The organism is Nonomuraea sp. NPDC049637, from assembly GCF_040675235.1.
Lineage (GTDB): Bacteria > Actinomycetota > Actinomycetes > Streptosporangiales > Streptosporangiaceae > Nonomuraea.
Genome location: NZ_JBFAOM010000047.1, coordinates 18,280 through 35,833 on the forward strand (window position 1 = coordinate 18,280; position 17,554 = coordinate 35,833).

General features: G+C 74.1%; 13 protein-coding genes. 8 read left to right on the forward strand and 5 right to left on the reverse strand.

Features of this window, described 5'->3' with window-relative positions; all coding sequences use genetic code 11:
- The first annotated feature begins 107 nt into the window (after positions 1 to 107).
- Complete coding sequence (locus AB0J71_RS40780; RefSeq protein WP_364419466.1) at positions 108 to 674, forward strand: hypothetical protein; 567 nt, start codon at positions 108 to 110, stop codon at positions 672 to 674.
- 44 nt (positions 675 to 718) lie between these two features.
- On the opposite strand, the gene AB0J71_RS40785 is transcribed toward AB0J71_RS40780, so the two are convergent.
- A complete protein-coding gene (locus tag AB0J71_RS40785) occupies positions 719 to 1,249 on the reverse strand; it encodes a tetratricopeptide repeat protein (RefSeq protein ID WP_352328314.1) in 531 nt (176 codons plus the stop codon).
- Complete coding sequence (locus AB0J71_RS40790) at positions 1,246 to 4,110, reverse strand: AAA family ATPase (protein WP_364419468.1); 2,865 nt, start codon at positions 4,108 to 4,110, stop codon at positions 1,246 to 1,248. The genes AB0J71_RS40785 and AB0J71_RS40790 overlap by 4 nt, the downstream gene beginning before the upstream one ends.
- A gap of 285 nt (positions 4,111 to 4,395) precedes the next feature.
- Here AB0J71_RS40790 and AB0J71_RS40795 point away from each other — a divergent pair, with 285 nt between their 5' ends.
- The 7 genes from AB0J71_RS40795 (at position 4,396) to AB0J71_RS40825 (ending at position 15,039) form a co-directional block, all read left to right on the forward strand.
- Positions 4,396 to 6,678 (forward strand): TOMM precursor leader peptide-binding protein, encoded by a 2,283-nt coding sequence (locus AB0J71_RS40795; protein WP_364419470.1) that lies wholly within the window; start codon positions 4,396 to 4,398, stop codon positions 6,676 to 6,678.
- Between the two features lie 40 nt (positions 6,679 to 6,718).
- Positions 6,719 to 8,068 carry a SagB family peptide dehydrogenase gene (locus AB0J71_RS40800; RefSeq protein ID WP_364419472.1) on the forward strand — a complete coding sequence of 450 codons (1,350 nt, stop codon included), beginning with the start codon at positions 6,719 to 6,721 and terminating at the stop codon, positions 8,066 to 8,068.
- A 54-nt stretch (positions 8,069 to 8,122) separates the two neighbouring features.
- The gene (locus tag AB0J71_RS40805; protein WP_364419474.1) at positions 8,123 to 8,935 is read left to right on the forward strand and encodes an HlyD family efflux transporter periplasmic adaptor subunit; all 813 of its coding nucleotides are present in this window, start codon (positions 8,123 to 8,125) and stop codon (positions 8,933 to 8,935) included.
- Between the two features lie 42 nt (positions 8,936 to 8,977).
- Complete coding sequence (locus tag AB0J71_RS40810; protein ID WP_364419476.1) at positions 8,978 to 11,299, forward strand: NHLP family bacteriocin export ABC transporter peptidase/permease/ATPase subunit; 2,322 nt, start codon at positions 8,978 to 8,980, stop codon at positions 11,297 to 11,299.
- Positions 11,300 to 11,351: 52 nt separating this feature from the next.
- Positions 11,352 to 14,279: an NHLP bacteriocin export ABC transporter permease/ATPase subunit gene (locus AB0J71_RS40815; protein WP_364419478.1), complete on the forward strand. Its 2,928-nt coding sequence runs from the start codon at positions 11,352 to 11,354 to the stop codon at positions 14,277 to 14,279.
- A gap of 19 nt (positions 14,280 to 14,298) precedes the next feature.
- Positions 14,299 to 14,625 carry a YciI family protein gene (locus tag AB0J71_RS40820; protein WP_352326169.1) on the forward strand — a complete coding sequence of 109 codons (327 nt, stop codon included), beginning with the start codon at positions 14,299 to 14,301 and terminating at the stop codon, positions 14,623 to 14,625.
- 69 nt (positions 14,626 to 14,694) lie between these two features.
- On the forward strand, positions 14,695 to 15,039 hold the full coding sequence (locus AB0J71_RS40825) for a YciI family protein (protein ID WP_352326167.1): 345 nt from the start codon (positions 14,695 to 14,697) through the stop codon (positions 15,037 to 15,039).
- Between the two features lie 22 nt (positions 15,040 to 15,061).
- Here the strand turns inward: AB0J71_RS40825 and AB0J71_RS40830 are convergent, their stop codons facing one another.
- From AB0J71_RS40830 to AB0J71_RS40840, 3 genes are read right to left on the reverse strand one after another with little or no spacing between them, the layout of a single operon-like run.
- The gene (locus AB0J71_RS40830) at positions 15,062 to 15,247 is read right to left on the reverse strand and encodes a hypothetical protein (RefSeq protein WP_352326166.1); all 186 of its coding nucleotides are present in this window, start codon (positions 15,245 to 15,247) and stop codon (positions 15,062 to 15,064) included.
- The gene (locus tag AB0J71_RS40835; protein WP_352326165.1) at positions 15,244 to 16,101 is read right to left on the reverse strand and encodes a methyltransferase domain-containing protein; all 858 of its coding nucleotides are present in this window, start codon (positions 16,099 to 16,101) and stop codon (positions 15,244 to 15,246) included. Before AB0J71_RS40835 ends, AB0J71_RS40830 begins: the two co-directional genes overlap by 4 nt.
- Positions 16,098 to 17,354, reverse strand: a complete 1,257-nt coding sequence (locus AB0J71_RS40840) for a cytochrome P450 (RefSeq protein ID WP_364419480.1) — start codon at positions 17,352 to 17,354, stop codon at positions 16,098 to 16,100. Before AB0J71_RS40840 ends, AB0J71_RS40835 begins: the two co-directional genes overlap by 4 nt.
- Between the last annotated feature and the right edge of the window lie 200 nt (positions 17,355 to 17,554).

Here is a 17,554-nt window from a genome sequence, read left to right on the forward strand (position 1 = left end):
CTGCACACCTATCTGGCAGAGACGTTCCCTTACCGGTTTCGGATCACGATCGCCGACAACGCCAGCGTCGACGAACGTGGCAGGTCGCGCAGGAGCTGGAGAACTACGTGGCGTTCAGCTTCGCCAAGGGGGTGTTCCACCCGTACTACACCACGTCGCTGGCCCCCGCGATCGTCGCACTGGCCGGAGTGGGCGGGATGTTGTTGTACGGCGCGTACCGGGGGCCGGTCCGGTGGTCGTGGGTGCTGCCCGGGGGCGTCGCTGTCACGGGGGCGTGGTCGTTCGCGCTGCTGAACCGGACGCCCGACTGGATTCCATGGCTGCGCTGGGTGATCGTGGCGGGGAACGGTCAGGCCGGGAACGGTCAGGCCGGGAACGGTCAGGCGCCGCCCCAAGGGCGGGGCGGCATGCTCGTGGTGACGACCGGCGAGCCGGTGATCGCGATGGGCGGCTTCACCGGGCAGGACCCGGCGATGACGGTGGCCAGGCTGCAGGAGTACGTCCGCCGAGGCGAACTGCGCCACATCGTGATCGGCGGGCCGGGCCGGAGCGGCCCCATGAGCGGCGACCCCGCCATCGCCCAGTGGGTGCGGCAGCACGGCACGAGGGTTCCCGCGAGCACGTACGGCGGCACGTCCGGCGAGGGCGGCGGTGAACTGTACCGGCTCGGCTGAGGGAGCAGGATGAAGCCCCGGCGACCGGCCGTCCGGCGGATCAGTCAGCGATCGGCGCCCGCGTCGAGTGATCGCAGGGCCGCCCGGGTTCTGGCGATCAGCTCGAGGTCGCCTCCGGCCGTGCGCAGGGCGAGGGCCTCCTGCAGCACCTCGCGTGCCTCCTGCGTGCGGCCCAGGTCGGCCAGGGTCTTGCCGAGATGCTGGAGCGAGAAGCACACCATCTCCGGCACCTCCTTCCTGGCGAGGGCGAGCATCGCGCGGCACAGGGCTTCCGAGGCTGCCGCGTCCCCTGCGTACCGATGGGCGTCGGCCAGGTTGAGCGACGCGGCGATCCGCCTGCCGCTCGTGTCCGCCAGGTCGAGCGCACGGTTCAGGTGGCGGATCGCGTCGCCGTACTCGCCCAGAACCAGCAGCCCGATCCCGAGCGCGCGCAGCGTGGTGTGGTCGGCGGGGTCCCGGGCGCGGGCCGCGTCGACGAGTGCGGTGAGCAGGCCGCGGTCGCGGGGGACCATCCGCTGGCGTTCGTCGTAGGTGACGAGCCGGTTGACTGCCTGGAACAGGCCTGGGTGGCTCACAGGTACTCGTGGGGGCCGGTGGGCACGGGTTCGGCGGCGGGCGGGTCGTCGTCGGACAGGCCGGTGAGGATGACGGCGAGTTCGGCGCGGGTGTGGATGCCGAGCTTGCGGTAGATGCGGGCCAGATGGGTGTCCACGGTGCGCTTGCTGATCGACAGCGTCGTGGCCACCTCCAGGTTGCTCATCCCGCGCAGCACCAGGTCGGTGACCCGGCGTTCGCCGACGGTCAGCACGTGGTCGTCCTGGCCGGGGGTGAGGGTGGCGACGCGGGCCGGGGCGGTGGCGGCGCGGTGCTTGTCGGCCAGCGCGGCCAGGCGGCCCGCGCCGCAGTCGGCGGCCAGCCGCAGCGCCAGGGCCAGCGTCTCGTGGGCCTTGCCGTCGTCGCCGGCCTGCCGCTGGGCGATGCCGAGGCGCAGCAGGGCCCTGGCGTGTTCGAGCCGGGCGCCCCGGCTGCCCAGCAGGGCGACGGCCTCGTGCAGCATGTCGAGCCGGACCCGGCCCTCGTGGGCGAGGCTGCCCGCGCTGAGCGCGCGGGCGACGACGGTGGGCGCGCCCCAGGCGCGGGCCAGCTCCAGCTCCCGTTCGGCCACGATGCGGGCCGCCGAGCGCTCCCCGGACAGGACGTAGGCCAGGATCGAGTTCGTGCCCCAGGGCACGCAGGCCGGGTTGGTGATGCCGGCGGCGGTCAGGCGGCGGCCGCACTCCAGCAGGGTCAGCAGGCCGTCGCGCGGGCGGCCCTGCGCGAGCCGGAGGCGGCCCAGGGCGTCGAGGGCCTGTCCGGAGATCAGGGGGTGCCAGTCGCCGTAGGGGGCGACCGACTTCAGCGCGGACTCCGCGGCCTCCAGGTCGCCGAACTCCACCAGCACCCGGGCGGCGCAGGCGGCGGCGGCCACGTGGAAGCCCTCGGCCTGGCACTCGCGCGCGCTGGCGACGGCGGCCTCGGCGTCGGCCAGCCCGGCCTCCAGGCTGCCGAGCTGGTAGCGCACCTCGGCCCTGGTCAGCAGCGCCAGCGCCAGGCCGGTGCCGGAGCCGGCCTCCTGGGTCTCGCTGACCAGGCGTTCGGCCCAGTAGGAGGCCTCGTCGAGGCGGTCGCCCCACACCAGCGGCAGCACGGCGGCCGCCGGCACCGGGCCCTGGCCGTCGAGGCAGCGCCGGGTCTGGGCGAGCGTGCGCGGCAGGCTGCGGCCCCGCGCGCCGGTGGCCAGGGCCAGCACGCTGAGGAACTCCCGGGCCGCCGGGCTGACCAGCGTGCCGAGGGAGCGTCCGAGCCGGCGCAGGCCGAGCCGTCCGGCCGAGCGGCCCCACAGCAGCGCCTGGGCGGCGAACACGAGCAGCAGGTCGGCCCCGCCGAACTGCGGGGCGGCGGCGGCGCTCTCGGCCGCGCCGGCGAAGACCTCGGCGGCCTCGGCGGAGTTCGCGGTGACCAGGATGTCGGCGAACGGCGCCAGCGACATCAGGGCGTGCGGGGCCGTCCTGACCCGGCCGTAGGCCGTGCGCAGGTGGCGCAGGCAGGCGGGCAGGTCGCGGTGCTTCTCCACGGCGCCCAGCTCGGCGGTGACCTCCAGCACGGTGTCCTGGTCGTCGCTCTCGGCCAGCGCGCGGTGCAGGTAGCCGGTCGCGTCCTGCCACGAGTGCCTGGCGGCGGCCTCGCCGGCGGCCTCGCGCAGCACGGTGACGGTGAGCGGGTCGCCGGTCGGGCCGGCCGACATCAGGTGGCGGGCCGAGCGTCGCAGCGGCGCGCCCAGCCGGTACAGCAACGCCGCGGTACGGCGGTGCAGCCGGTCGCGCTCGCCCGGGTCCATCCCGGCCAGCACCGCCTGCTGGATGCGCGGATGGGCGAAGCGGTCGGGCGGCGTGCCGGTGACCAGCCCGGCGCGGCGCAGCGTCTCCCCTGCCGCCCTGGCGGTGTCCTGGCCGTGCCCGGCGATCATGGACGCGACCTCCATGCCGTCCTCGGGCGCCACGATGGCCAGGCTGCGCAGCAGGTCGACGCCCGCGGCGTCCACGCCGGAGCCGCTGCCGGACAACCAGCCGAGCGCGGTCTCGGTCAGCGCCAGCGCGCCGATCTCCAGCACCCGGGGCAGCTCGCCGGTCACCGGGCGCACGCCGGACCGGCCGAGCCGCCCGGCCAGCTCCCGCAGCAGCAGCGGGTTGCCCTGGGTGAGCCGGTGGCAGGCGGCGGCGACGTCCTCGCCGATCTCCTCCCCGGTCTCCCTGCCGCCGCCGAGCACGGACTCCATGAGCCGGGCGGCGCACTGGGCGCACAGGGGCGCGGGCCGCAGCAGCCGCGTGTACGGCAGCGCCGCCAGGTCCCTGACCAGGTCGTCGGGGCCGCCGGAGTCGGCGCCGGCGGTGGTGAGGACCATCGCGATGGGCAGGCCGTCGAGCCGCCGGGCGATGTAGGAGCACCACTGGGAGGACTGCGGATCGGTGTGGTGCACGTCGTCGACGGCGATGATCAGCGGCCGGTCGCCGGTGAAGGAGCGGGTGGCCCGGTAGAGGCCGTGCAGCAGGTCGGGGGTGACGGGGTGGCCCCGGTCGAGCCCGCCGCCCAGGTCGGGGCCGACGACGGCGCTCCCGCCGGACGGCGGCGCGCGCCCGGCGGTCATGAGCGGTTCGAAGAGCTGGCGGACCACGCCGAACGGGTGGTCGCGCTCGGTGGGGTGGCCCCGGGCCATCAGCAGCAGCGCCCCCACCTCGCCCCTGGCCGCCAGCGCGGCGTTGAGCAAGGTCGTCTTGCCCATGCCCCGGGCCCCCTGGATCAGCAGGACGGAGGGGCCGCCGGCACGGACCCTCGACAACGCCTCCCGCATCGCGGCGGTCTCGACGTCACGGTGTAGCAGCGGCTGTCCCGAAGACATCGCCACTCCCCACAGTTCGGCCCCCCTGAAACTGTCCACCAGGATCATGCCGCCTCAGGCGGGCGGGCTGTCAATACCTGGGCGCACGAATCCGACTAATCCGGACTATTGGCACCAGGTTCAACAGTCGGCCCATGCCGCGGCACATGCGCATTCCCGACGGACCAATACGTATTTTCGCCCGTCGTACCGGTGAAATGCGTACGCCGGAATTACGTCTTTACACCGGATCCGGCCCGATGCGACTCTGCGATCAACCGATATGGACCCGACACGGGGAGGGCCATGGACCGCCCACGTCTCAAGGCGCACTTCACACCCCAGGTCATCGACGGGTCGAAGGTGTTTCTCCTGGCCGAGGGTCAGCACTACCTCGTCCGGTCGGCGGGGGCCGGGAAACTCCTTCCCTACCTGGACGGACGGCGTACCGTCGCGGAGATCGCGAGCGCGCTGAGCGACGAAGTGCCGCTGCCGCAGACGCTGATCGCCATTCGCAAATTCGCCGCATTCGGCCATCTCGCCAATGGCCGCCCGGATTGGCCGGACAGCACGCTGGCATTCTGGGACGCGCAGGGAATTGACCCGGTCCACGCCCATGAGGCGCTCTCCCGCGCCGAATTCACCGTCGTGCCCTGCGCGGGGGCCGACGCCGCGGCGCTGCTCCCGGTGCTGCGCGAGCACGGACTACGCATGCGTACGGCGAGCGTGGAGGAGGCGGCCGCCGAGCCCGGCGGGACGATGTCGGTCGTGGTGGCCGGCGACTACCTCGATCCGGCGCTCGACCGGCTCAACGCCGCCTACCTGGCCGCCGGGCACCCGTGGGCGCTGGTGAAACCGGGCGGGATCACGCTGTGGGTCGGCCCGGTGCTCCAGCCGGGACGTACCGGCTGCTGGGCCTGCCTGGCGCAGCGGCTGGCCGGGAACCGGCAGGTCGAGCGGTACCTGGCGGGCAAGCGCGGCGGCGGGGCGCCCTTCCACCCGGCGCGGGAGTCGGCGCCCGCCGGTCCGGCCGTGGCGGGCGGGCTGCTGGCCGTGGAGCTGGCGCGGATCGCCGCCGGGGCGGCCCCCTCGCGGCTGGAAGGCCGGATGACCACCGTCGACCTGCGCACGCTCGGCGTCATGGAGCACACCCTGGTCCGGCTGCCGCAGTGCCCGGCCTGCGGCGATCCCACGCTGATCAGCCAGCGCAGCCCCAAGGTCGCGCTGTCGGCGCGCAGCGCCCGGCACGTCACCGACGGCGGCTACCGCATCGAGCCGCCCGCGCGCACGTACGCCCGGCTGGAGAAGCACATCAGCCCGCTGATCGGCGCGGTCACCCGGCTGCACACGTTCGCCGAGCAGGACAACGGCGTCACCTACAGCTTCACCGCCGGCCACAACTTCGCCATGATCGGCGACAACATGGACCTGCTGCGGCGCAACCTGCGGGGGCAGAGCGGCGGCAAGGGCCGGACCGAGGTGCAGGCCAAGGTGAGCGCGCTGTGCGAGGCCATCGAGCGCTACTCGGGGGTCTGGCGCGGCGAGGAGCCGGTCACCGAGGCCGCCTACGCCGACCTCGACCCTGCGGTGGCCGTCCACCCCGAGTCGCTGCTGCACTTCTCCGACGCCCAGTACGCCGGCCGCGAGGAGTGGAACAAGGACCCCGCGCACCGGCTGCACCTGGTGCCCGAGCGGTTCCGTACGGATCTGCCGATCGACTGGTCGCCCGCCTGGTCGCTGACCGAGGAGCGGGAGCGGCTGGTGCCCGCCGGCTACGCCTGGTACGGCCACCCCGACCTGGAGCGCCACTTCTACTGCGTGGGCGACTCCAACGGCAACGCCTCGGGCAACTCGATCGAGGAGGCCGTCCTGCAGGGCTTCTGCGAGCTGGTCGAGCGCGACGCGGTGGCCCTGTGGTGGTACAACCGGGCCCGGCGGCCGGCCTTCGACCTGGACTCGCTGCGCGACCCGTACGTCGACACCGTGCGCGAGTTCTACCGCGGCATGGACCGCGACCTGTGGCTGCTCGACATCACGACCGACCTCGGCATCCCGGCGTTCGTCGGGGTCTCGCACCGGCTTGGGCACCCGGTGGAGGACGTCATCGTCGGGTTCGGCGCGCACCTGGACCCGCGCATCGCCGCCATCAGGACGCTGACCGAGGTCAACCAGTTCCTGCCCTCGGTGGAGCGGCGCGACGAGCACGGCGAGACGCTCTACCTGGACGACGACGTCGCCACGCTGGCCTGGTGGAAGGAGACCAAGCTGGCCGCGGAGCCGTGGCTGGTGCCCGACCCCGCCGCGCGTCCCCGCACCCTGGCCGACTACGCCCGCTCGGACGGCGGCGACCTGGCCGGTGACGTGCAGACCTGCGTGGCCAGGGCCGCCGCGGCCGGGATCGAGGTCATCGCGCTCGACCAGAGCCGTCCGGACCTGGAGCTCAGCGTGGTCCGGGTGATCGCGCCCGGCATGCGGCACTTCTGGCGGCGGCTCGGCCCCGGCCGGCTGTACGACGTGCCGGTCGCGCTCGGCTGGGTCCCCGAGCCCCGCGCCGAGGACGAGCTCAACCCGACCAGCGTCTTCTTCTGACCGGTTCGCGGGGCCCCTGGGTGACGGAGAGGAGCGGGCCATGGACGAGACCAAGCTGCGGCTGCGGCGGGACGCGGAGCTGACCGAGGCGGACGGCGAGGTGCGCGTCTCCACGCCGGCCGGCTCGCTCGGCCTGCGCGGGCTCGACGCCGGCGCCGCGGCCGCCCTGCGGATCCTGGCCGGCGGCGACGCCGGCGAGACCGCCCTGGCGGCGACGGTGGGCGAGGCCGGGCTGCTGCGCTGGAACCTGCTGGTACGCCGCCTGTCCAGGGCCGGCCTGCTGGAGTACGCCGCGGCGGGGGCCCGGCTGCGCCCGGTCGGCGCCGGGAACGTGGAGCCCGCGCCCGCGCCGGCGGCGGACACGCCGATCAGGTTGTCGCGCTTCGCCGTCGTCACCGCCGGGGAGGGCGTGCTGACCGTGCGCTCCCCGCGCAGCCCGGCGGCGGTCGAGCTGTCGCCCGCCGCCTGCGGGCTGCTCGGCGCGCTGGCGTCCTGGACGACCCCGGCGGAACTGGCGAACGACGGCGGCCAGGGGCGGGCGCAGGTGCTGCGGTTCCTGGCGGCGGCGGGCGTGCTCGCCACCGGCCCGGAGGACGACGACCTGCGCCAGGCCCAGTGGCACCCGCGCGACCTGTGGCTGCACGCCCACAGCCGCGGCCCCCGCTGCACCGGCCGCTACGGCGGCACGTACGCCTTCACCCCCCGCTTCGGCCCGGTGCCCGCCGATCCCCCGCCGTTCGCCGGCGAGCGGATCGAGCTGCCGCGCCCCGATCTGGAGCTGCTGGCCAAGACCGACCCCAGCCTCACCGACACGCTGGAACGCCGCCGCTCCCTGCGCGAGCACGACCCGGACGCGCCCATCACCCTGGCCCAGCTCGGCGAGCTGCTCTACCGGACGATGCGGCGGCGGGCCGTGTTCACCTCGCCGGACGGCCAGGAGCTGACCGACCGGCCCTACCCCTCCGGCGGCTCGGTGCACGAGCTGGAGGTCTATCCGCTGATCGTGTCCTGCCAGGGGGCCGAGCCTGGGCTGTGGCACTACGACACCGCCGGGCACGCGCTGGAACTGGTCTCGCCGCCCACCCCCGCCGTGCGGGCGCTGGTCGAGCGCGCCAGGTCGGCGGCCCAGCTCACCGGCGACCCGCAGGTGGTGCTGACCGTCACCGCCCGCTTCGGCCGGGTGATGTGGAAGTACGAGACGATCGGCTACTCGCTGGTCCTCAAGCACGTGGGCGTGCTCTACCAGACGCTCTACCTGGCCGGCACGGCCATGGACCTGGCCGTGTGCGCGCTGGGCGGCGGGGACGCCGCCGACTTCGCGCTGGCCAGCGGCCTGGACTACCTGACCGAGGGCAGCGTCGGCGAGCTGATCGTCGGCAGCCGGCGGTGATGGGCACATGACGGCACGACGGCGGCCCGGCGGCCGCTCCCAGGGGACGGCGTGATGAAGTTCCGGTTCAAGGCGTTGCAGCGCATGCGGGAGCCCGACGAGCTGGACTCGCCGACGCTGCTGGCCTCTCCGCGCGGGTGGATCGCCACGTTCGTGGTGCTGATCATCGTGATGGCCGCGGGGGTGTGGTTCTTCGCCGGACGGCTGCCGGTCACGGTGCCCGCGGCGGGGCTGCTGACGCATCCCGGCGGCACGGCGCGGCTGCAGAGCCCGTACGGCGGGACGGTGCGCTCGATGCTCGTCCAGCCGGCCGAGGCGGTGCGGCAGGGCCAGGCGGTGGCGGTCATCGCCGCCGACGGCGGGTGGGAGCAGGTGGTGCGCAGCCCGTTCGGCGGGCGGGTGGTCGCCGGCTCCGCCGTGCCGGGGCACGTGGTCAGGGAGGGCGAGGAGCTGCTGCTCATCGAGCGTACGGACGCGCCGGGCGACCGGCTGGTGGCGATGTTGTTCGTGCCGGTCGACCGGGCGATGGGCGTGGTGCCGGGCAAGCCGGTCGATCTGGCGGTCTCCTCGGCGCCGCCCGGCGCGTACGGGCTGCTGCGCGGCCGGGTCGCGTCGGTCAGCGCCTACCCCGTGATGACCGAGCAGGCCGCCGACCTGGTGGGCGGCGAGGACCCGGCGCGCGGCTACCTGCGCGGCACGCCGTCCAGGCTGGTGATCGTGGACCTGGTGCGCGACGCCGGCACGCCGTCCGGCTACGCCTGGTCGACCAGGACGGGGCCGCCGGTGGGCCTGCAGTCGCAGGTGTCCGTCAGCGGCGCGATCGGGCTGGGCAGCCAGACGCTGTTCGACCTGCTGCTCGGGCGTTGAGGTGGGCCGCGTGAAGTGCGCCGCCGCCCGGCCGGAGGAGGGATGCGTGACCACGACCAGCGCCCCCGGGAGGGACGTGTGACCACCACCGGCGTCCCCGAGCAGGGGCATGCGGACCGCCCCGGGGAGGCCGCCGCGCCCGCTCCCCCGGCGGCCCCCGTACGGCGGCGGCGACGGTGGAGGTGGCGGCGGCGCACGCCGACGGTGATCCAGATGGAGGCCGTGGAGTGCGGGGCCGCCTCGCTGGCGATGATCCTCGGCTACCACGGCAAGTTCGTGCCGCTGGAGGAGCTCCGCTCGGCCTGCGGCGTCTCCCGCGACGGCGCCAAGGCCTCCAGCGTGGTGGCCGCCGCCCGCCGGTACGGGCTGATCGCCAGGGGCTTCCAGATGGAGGCCGCGGACCTGCGCTCGCTGACCGAGCCGGCCATCGTGTTCTGGGCGTTCCAGCACTTCATGGTCCTGGAGGGGGTGCGCAGCCGGTTCGGCAGGAAGGCCGTCGCGGTCAACGACCCGGCGAGCGGCCCCCGGATGATCGACTGGGACGACTTCGACTCCGGCTTCACCGGCGTGGTCCTGACGTTCGAGCCGGGGCCGGACTTCCGGCCCGGCGGCCGGCCCGCCCGGGTCGGGCAGGCCCTGCTGGCCCGGCGGATGCCGTCGGGCCGGGCGCTCCCGCTGGTGCTGCTGGCCAGCCTGCTGCTGGTCGTGCCGGGCATCATCGGGCCGGCGTTCAGCCGGGTGTTCATCGACCGGATCCTGACCGGGCGCGACCCCGGCTACCTGGTGCCGCTGCTGTTCGCGATGGGGGTCACCGCGGTCGTGGTGTTCGTGCTGACCTCGGTGCAGCGGCACTACCTGCTGCGGCTGGAGATCCGGCTCGGCCTGGTCAGCTCGGCCCGCTTCTTCCGCCATCTGCTGCGGCTGCCGGTGGAGTTCTTCCTCCAGCGCCGTCCGGCCGAGGTGGCCAAACGGGTGCAGGCCAACGACGGCGTGGCCGAGATCCTGTCCCGGGACCTGGCCGTCACGCTGGTGAACCTGGTCCTGGTGCTGTTCTACGCGGCCGTGCTCATCCGCTACGACCTGCTGCTCGGGCTGGTCGGGGTGTCGATGGCGCTGCTGAACATCGCGGTGCTGCGCCAGGTGTCGCGGGCGCGGACGGACGCGGTGGCGGCGCTGCGGGCCGACCTGGGGAACCTGACCTCCACCACGTTCAACACGCTGCAGCTCGTGGAGACCGTCAAGGCGACGGGCGCCGAGCCGACGGCGTTCCAGCGCTGGGCCGGGTTCCTGGCCAAGGCGGTCACCGCCAAGCAGCGGCTGGGCGTGGCCACGGCGACGCTGACCGTCGTGCCGCCGCTGCTGGCCGGCGTCAACAGCGGGCTGATCCTGCTGATCGGCGGGCTGCGCGTGGTGGACGGGGTGATCAGCGTCGGCATGCTGGTGGCGTTCCAGACGCTGCTCACCGCCCTGTCCAGGCCGGTCACCCAGCTCACCAACCTGGGCGGCCAGTTGCAGGACATCTCGGCCGACATCTGCCGCTTGTACGACGTCGAGAAGTACCCGATGGCCAGGACGTTCGAGCGGGCCGCCGGCGGCGGCGAGCAGGCCGACCCGGGCGGGCGCCTGGACGGGCGGCTGGAGTTCGCCGACGTGACCTTCGGCTACAACGCGCTCGCCGCCCCCGTGATCAGGAACCTGTCGTTCACCGTGGTGCCGGGCCGCCGGGTGGCGATCGTCGGCAACTCCGGCAGCGGCAAGTCCACCGCCGGCAAGCTGGCCGCCGGCCTGTACACGCCGACCGGCGGCCGGGTGCTGCTGGACGACCGGCCGCGCGACGACCTGCCGCGGGCCGTCGTGGCCGCCTCCGTCGCCTACGTGGACCAGGACATCACCCTGTTCGAGGGCACCGTGCGCGACAACCTGACGTTGTGGAGCGACGACGTGCCCGACGAGGTGGCGGTCTCGGCGCTGCGCGACGCGGCGCTGTTCGACCTGATCGCGGCCCGGCCCGGCGGCCTGAACAGCCGGGTGCTGGAGGGCGGCAGGAACCTCAGCGGCGGCCAGCGGCAGCGGCTGGAGCTGGCGCGCGCCCTGTCGATCCAGCCCACGCTGCTGATCCTGGACGAGGCGACCAGCGCCCTGGACCCCGAGACCGAGCGGACCATCGCCGACAACCTGCGCAGACGCGGCTGCGGCTGCCTGATCATCGCGCACCGGCTGTCCACCGTGCGCGACGCCGACGAGATCATCGTGCTCGACCGCGGCGAGGTGGTCGAACGCGGCAGGCACGCCGAGCTGCTGGCGCTCGACGGCCACTACGCCGAGCTGCTCAGGAGCTCGCGCAAGAACGGCGACGCCGGATGACGGGACGGATGACAGGGCGGATGACACGGCGCATGACACGGAGGGTGGCGCAGTGCTGAAGGTGGCCGGTTTCGCCCCGTTCTTCACCGACGCCGCCACGCCGGTGGACTACTCGGCGGAGAACCTGTTCGTGGTGTCGGGCGTGCGCGAGGTGCTGCTGGTGGAGGAGGGCGCGGTCGACCTGTTCGCGGTGCGGCTGGAGGGCGGCCGTCCGGTCGGCCGGTGGCACTACCTGTGCCGGGTCCGGCAGGGCACGCTGCTGCCGGGCTCGCCCAAGGGGCCCCGGCACGGCATCGTGGGCCGTCCGGTGCTCGGCACCCGCGTCTCGCGCCTGCCGCTGGCCAGGCTGGGCGAGCTGTCGGGCACCAACCGGTCGGCGACGATGTCCACCGCCGAGTACGGGCTGGCCGTGCGGCAGTTCGTCCGCGGGCTGGAGGCGGGGATGATCGCGCTGGCCACCGCCCTGCGCGACGCGCTGCCGCCGCGCGAGTTCGTCCCGCTGCTGCCCGACGCGGTGACCGAGCTGCCCGCCGGGCGCGCCGCCCGGTCGGTGGACGGCGTGCGGTGGATGACCGTCGAGGCGGGCGCGGTCGAGATGCCCGACGGGGTGGCCGGCGTGCTGACCGCGGGCGCCGAGCTGGCGGTGACCGAGCGGGACTGGCTGGTCGCCGACGCGCCCGCCCGGCTGCGTGCCCGTTCGACCTGGCAGTTGCTGGCCGACGAGACGATCTGGGCCCGCTGGGTCGAGCACGCCATCCGTTTCCTCTACACCGTGGACCGCCGGGTCGAGCGGCGGCGGGCGCAGGAGCTGGAGGCGTTGCGGCGGCGCAAGGAACGCGAGGCCGGCACGACGCGGGCGGCCCGCCGCGGCTTCGACACGCTGCTCCGCGACACCGAGGCCAAGGTGCGCCTGGCCGACGTCACCGCCGACCCGCCGACGCTGGCCGCGGCCAGGCTGGTGGCCTCGCACGGCGGGTTCACCGTGACCGCGCCGCCGCCCGGCCAGGCCAGGGGGGCCGACCCGCTGCAGGCCGTCGCGCTGGCCTCCGGGGTGCGCACGCGCTCGGTCCGGCTGGACGACGGCTGGTGGAAACGCGACATCGGGCCCATGGTGGGCTACCGGTCCGACGACGGGACGCCGGTGGCCCTGCTGCCGATCGGCTCCCGGTACGTGGTGGCCCAGCCGGGCCACAGCCGGGTCACGCCGGTCACCAAGGCGGTGGCCGCCACGCTGAGCGGCAAGGCCGACGTGCTGTACCAGCCGCTGCCGCGCGAGGTGCGGACCGTGGCCGGGCTGCTGCGCTTCGGCCTGGCCCGCAACGGCCGCGACCTGTGGGTGCTGGCCTCCCTGGGCACGCTGGTGGCGGTCATCGGCCTGCTGGTGCCCGCGATGACCGGGCTGGTGCTGGGGACGTTCGTGCAGCGGGCCGAGCGCGACCTCATCGTGCAGGGCGCGGCGCTGGTGATCGGCGGCGCGCTGGTGGCGGGGGCGCTGTCGATCGTGCAGAACGTCGCGGCCCTGCGCATCGAGGGCCGTTCGTCGGCCCGGGTGCAGGCGGGCGCGTGGACGCGGCTGCTGTCGCTGCCCGTCACGTTCTTCGGCCGGTACTCCACCGGCGAGCTGGGCACGACCGTGCTGGGCGTGAGCGCGGCGCAGGAGACGCTGTCGGGGGTGATGACCACGGCGACGCTCGGGCTGTTCGGCGGGCTGGCCAACCTGGCGCTGGTGTACTTCTACGACGTCGGCCTGGCGCTGCTGGCGACCCTGCTGGTGCTGGCCGGCGTGCTGGTGTGCGCGGTCGCCGGCTTCTTCGAGGTGCGCCTGCAACGCCGCCTGTACGAGCAGGAGCAGCGGCTGTCCTCGCGAGTGTTCCAGCTGCTGTCGGCGGTGCCCAAGCTGCGCGTGGCGGCCGCGGAGGACCAGGCGTTCGGCGTGTGGACGCGCGACTTCATGGCCACCAGGACCACCTCGGCCGCGGCCCGGCGGCTGCAGAACGTGGTGACCACCTTCAACGCCGGGTTCCCGCTGGTCTGCTCGGTCGTGATCTTCGCCGTGGCCGCCGGGCCGCTGCGCGGGCAGCTCCCGATCAGCGCGTTCCTGGCCTTCTTCGCCGCGTTCAGCCTGCTCATCGCCTCGGTGCTGCAGTTCACCGGGGCGGCCATCACGGCCATGGGCGTCGTGCCGATGCTGGAGAAGCTGGCGCCGGTGCTGGAGGCCGAGCCGGAGGACCACGCGGGCAAGGCCGACCCCGGTGACCTGTCGGGCCGCGTCAGCCTGTCGCGCGTCTCCTTCCGCTACGGCGAGGACGGCCCCGCGGTGCTCACCGACATCGACCTGTCGATCGAGCCCGGCGAGTTCGTCGCCATCGTGGGCCCGACCGGCAGCGGGAAGTCCACGATCCTGCGCCTGCTGCTCGGCTTCGAGCAGCCCGACGTCGGCTCGGTCCTCTACGACGGCCAGGACCTGGGCGAGCTGGACCTCGGCGCGGTGCGCCGGCAGTGCGGCGTGGTGCTGCAGAACGGCGCCCTGCTGGCCGGCGACATCAGGCAGAACATCGTCGGCAGCACGAACCACACCGTCGACGACGCCTGGGAGGCGGCGGCGATGGCCGGCATCGCCGACGACATCACGGCCATGCCGATGGGCATGCACACCGTCCTGTCGGAGGGCACGAACACGCTCTCCGGCGGCCAGCGGCAGCGCATCATGATCGCCAGGGCGCTGGTCTCGCGGCCCCGCATCGTCTTCTTCGACGAGGCGACCAGCGCCCTGGACAACCCCGCCCAGAACGTCATCGCCGAGAGCACGCGGCGGCTCAACGCCACGCGTGTGGTCATCGCCCACCGGCTGTCCACCATCCGGGACGCCGACAAGATCCTGGTGCTCGACGGCGGGCGCATCGTCCAGCAGGGCACCTACGACGAACTGCTCGCCGAGGAGCAGGGGCTGTTCGCGCGGCTGGCGCGGCGGCAGATGTGAGCGCACGGGAGGAGCCGTCATGGAGTTCGCGCTGCTGATCCACGGGCCGGAACGGGCCTGGGCAGAGCTGCCGGAGCAGGACCGCGCCGCGCTGTTCGCCGCCTACCTCGACTTCGGGCGGCAGCTGCGGGAGTCCGGCGTCACGGTGCTGTTCGGCGCGCGGCTGGCCCGCCCGGACGCGGCGAAGGGGGAGCCGCGCGAGGACGGCCGTCCGGAGCTGGGCGGCATGTGGATCCTCGACCTGCCCTCGGAGGAGGCGGCGCTGGAGTGGGCCGGACGCCTGCCGGCCGGGCCCGGCGACCGGGTCGAGTTACGGCGCTGCGACCGTGGAAGGATGTCACGATAGTGCCGACCGGGGCTCTGCCCGCACCCCACCACGCCTTTGGGGCAGAACCCACAGGGAGGTAGACGACTCATGGACTTCGTGCTGCTGATCCACGGCGACGAGACGCTCTGGGACGCCTTCAGCGAGAGCGAGCGGGAGCGGATGGCCGAGGCCCACCGCCAGTTCGGCCGGGCGATGGCGATGGCGGGGGTCAAGGTGAAGTACGGCGCGGGGCTGACCAGGTCCAGGGAGGGCAAGCTGGTCAGGCCGGACGGGCCCGCCGTCGACGGGCCGTACGCGGTCGGGCGGGAGCAGATCGGCGGCATCTGGGTCATCGAGGTCCAGTCGGCCGAGGAGGCCGAGTCGTGGGCGCGCAAGATGCCCTACGCGCCCGGCGACATCGTCGAGGTGCGTCCCTGCGACCCGGCCTCCTGAGGGGCCGGGCCCCGGGCCGCCCTCAGTAGCGGGCTCTGCGGCTGAGCAGCACGCCCACGGCCAGGAACAGCAGGCCGGCGGCGCCGTACACGATGGCCAGCGAGGTCGAGGGCGGCTTCTCGCTGGCGTTCACGACGGCCAGCCCGAGGCCCACGATCGCGCTGATGTAGCTGAAGATCGCGATGAAGATCTTCCAGAACGGACTCATGACGTGCTTCCTTCCGATGGGTGCTGAGCCGGTCCGTACGGTGCGGTCCCGGCGACGACGAAGCCGAGCAGCATGACCCACGCGTCCGGGTCGGCCAGGAAGCGCCGCCAGCGGTCGGCGGCCAGGGCCAGCCCCGCCATCGGCAGCGCGCCCGAGGCGACGAGCGGCGCCAGGCGTTCGGGCCCCAGGTGCGGGGCGAAGGCCGCGGTGGGGTGGGTGTCGTTGGTGGTGGCGAACGGGCGCAGCACCACGTCGGCGAACCCGCCGCGGCGCAGCAGCCGGGTGAGCTTCCTGCCGATCCGCCGGTCGCCCCCGGCGCCGCGCTGGGCCTGCGCCATGGTCGCGTGGACGGAGGCCAGCTCCGGGTACATCGGGTCGGTCAGCCCCCACAACATGCTGTCCACCTCGACGACCACGATCCGGCCGCCGGGACGCAGCACGCGCAGCGCCTCGGCCAGCATCGGCGCCGGGTCGCCCACGTGCTGCAGTACGTACCGCAGCAGCACGCCGCCCACGCTGCCGGTACGCAACGGCAGCCGGGCGCCGTCGGCGGTGACCAGCGGCGCGCCGCAGCCGCCCGCGTTGCGCAGCAGGGCGGCGTCCACGTCGAGCGCGATGACCGGCAGTCCGGGCTCGGCGGCGCGCAGCCTCCGGGTGACCGCGCCGGAACCGGCGCCGAGCTCCAGCAGCGGGCCCTGGCCGGTCAGGCCGAGGTCGCGCATGATGCGCAGCTCCTCCTCGAAGGAGAGCGCCGCCTGGGCCTCCAGCCGGGCCAGTTCGCCCGCCACGCCGCCCCAGGTGGTGTTGGCGGCGTCGTAGGAGCCGGTCGGGCGGTCCTTCAGCGGGCCCTTCACCGGGGCCTCGGGGTCATCATCAGGCCGTGCCGGGGCCGCAGCGTGACCAGCGCCTCCGGCTCGACGGGGAAGCCCGGCACCAGCTCCATGCGCAGCCCGCGCAGGATCACCGCGAGCACGAGCGTGGCCTCGGCCAGCGCGAAGTGCCGTCCGACGCAGATGCGCGGGCCGCCGCCGAAGGGCAGGTACTGGTGGCTGAGCAGCCGGGCGGCCCGGTCGGGGTCGAACCGCTCCGGCCGGTACGCCTCCGGCTCCGCCCAGTACCTCGGATCCCGGTGCAGCACCCACGGGCTGACGCACACCAGCGACCCGGCCGGTACGTCATAGCCGTCCAGGACGTCGCCGGCCGTCCCGCGGCGCGAGATCAGCCAGACCGGCGGGTAGAGCCGCATGGCCTCCTGGACGGCCTGCCGGCATTGCCGCAGCCTGGGCAGGTCGGCGGCGGTGGGCGAGCGGCCGGCCAGCACCTCGTCGATCTCGGCGTGCACGGCATCGGCCGCCTCCGGGTTGCGGTCGAGCAGGTGGAGCGTCCAGGTCAGCGACTTGGCGGTGGTCTCGTGCCCGGCCATGACGATGGTCAGCACCTGGTCGCGCAGGTCGGCGTCGGACATCGCGTGCCCTTCGGCCAGCAGCGCGCCGAGCAGGTCGTCGCCCGCGCCGCCGGCCCGGCGGGCGGCGATGATGAGCCTGGTGACCCGGTCGAGGAAGGCCCGCGCGCGCAGGAAGCCGGCGTGCCGGGCGGCCGTGTCGGCCGGATCGGGGTCGTCGCCGGGCACGTAGTGGCCGATGAACCGGTTGACCGCGTCCACGGCGCGGCCGAAGCCCGCGCCCGCGACGCCGATGTCGGTGCCCAGCATGGCCTTCACGATCACGGTGAGGGTGAGCGAGGTCAGATCGTGGTCGACGCGTACGGGCCGGCCGCCGGCCCAGTGGGCCACCAGGTTCTCGGCCGCCTCCACGATGACCCGGTCGAACCGGTCCACCTCCGCGGGCCGGAACGCGGGCGCGCACATCCTGCGCTGGGCCGCCCACTCGGCGCCGTCGCTGGTCAGCAGGCCGTTGCCGAGCAGGGGGCGGAGCATGTCGTCGTCCGGCGTGCGTTCCTTGGTGTAGGCGGCGCCGTTCTCCTTCAGCACGTGCCTGGCCAGGTCGGGGCGGTTGAGCATGTAGACCGGCTCGCCGTCGGCGTCGTGGCGGGTGACGTCGCCGAGGGCCGCCATGGCGGTGACGAACTCCAGCGGAGCGTCGCGCATGGCCCTCAGGCTCTGGGTTCCGGCGGGTCCCGGCGGCACCCGGGGGGATACGTACGTCCCGGACATGGGTTCTCCCGATGGCTTACGCAAACAAGTATTCTCGATACGCATTTCCGGCCATCGAATACGTATATCGCTTCGTATTGTTCCGGTCGGCGTATTTGCAGAGTACCTTTTAAGCAGAGGGCTCTCAATACTTA

Bases quoted from the DNA above. Each gene is read 5' to 3' on its own strand.
- AB0J71_RS40825 (WP_352326167.1), top strand. From the start codon at position 14,695: ATGGACTTCGTGCTGCTGATCCACGGCGACGAGACGCTCTGGGACGCC.
- AB0J71_RS40820 (WP_352326169.1), top strand. From the start codon at position 14,299: ATGGAGTTCGCGCTGCTGATCCACGGGCCGGAACGGGCCTGGGCAGAG.
- AB0J71_RS40790 (WP_364419468.1), bottom strand. From the start codon at position 4,110: ATGTCTTCGGGACAGCCGCTGCTACACCGTGACGTCGAGACCGCCGCG.
- AB0J71_RS40830 (WP_352326166.1), bottom strand. From the start codon at position 15,247: ATGAGTCCGTTCTGGAAGATCTTCATCGCGATCTTCAGCTACATCAGC.
- AB0J71_RS40810 (WP_364419476.1), top strand. From the start codon at position 8,978: ATGCGTGACCACGACCAGCGCCCCCGGGAGGGACGTGTGACCACCACC.
- AB0J71_RS40795 (WP_364419470.1), top strand. From the start codon at position 4,396: ATGGACCGCCCACGTCTCAAGGCGCACTTCACACCCCAGGTCATCGAC.
- AB0J71_RS40840 (WP_364419480.1), bottom strand. From the start codon at position 17,354: ATGCGCGACGCTCCGCTGGAGTTCGTCACCGCCATGGCGGCCCTCGGC.
- AB0J71_RS40805 (WP_364419474.1), top strand. From the start codon at position 8,123: ATGAAGTTCCGGTTCAAGGCGTTGCAGCGCATGCGGGAGCCCGACGAG.
- AB0J71_RS40800 (WP_364419472.1), top strand. From the start codon at position 6,719: ATGGACGAGACCAAGCTGCGGCTGCGGCGGGACGCGGAGCTGACCGAG.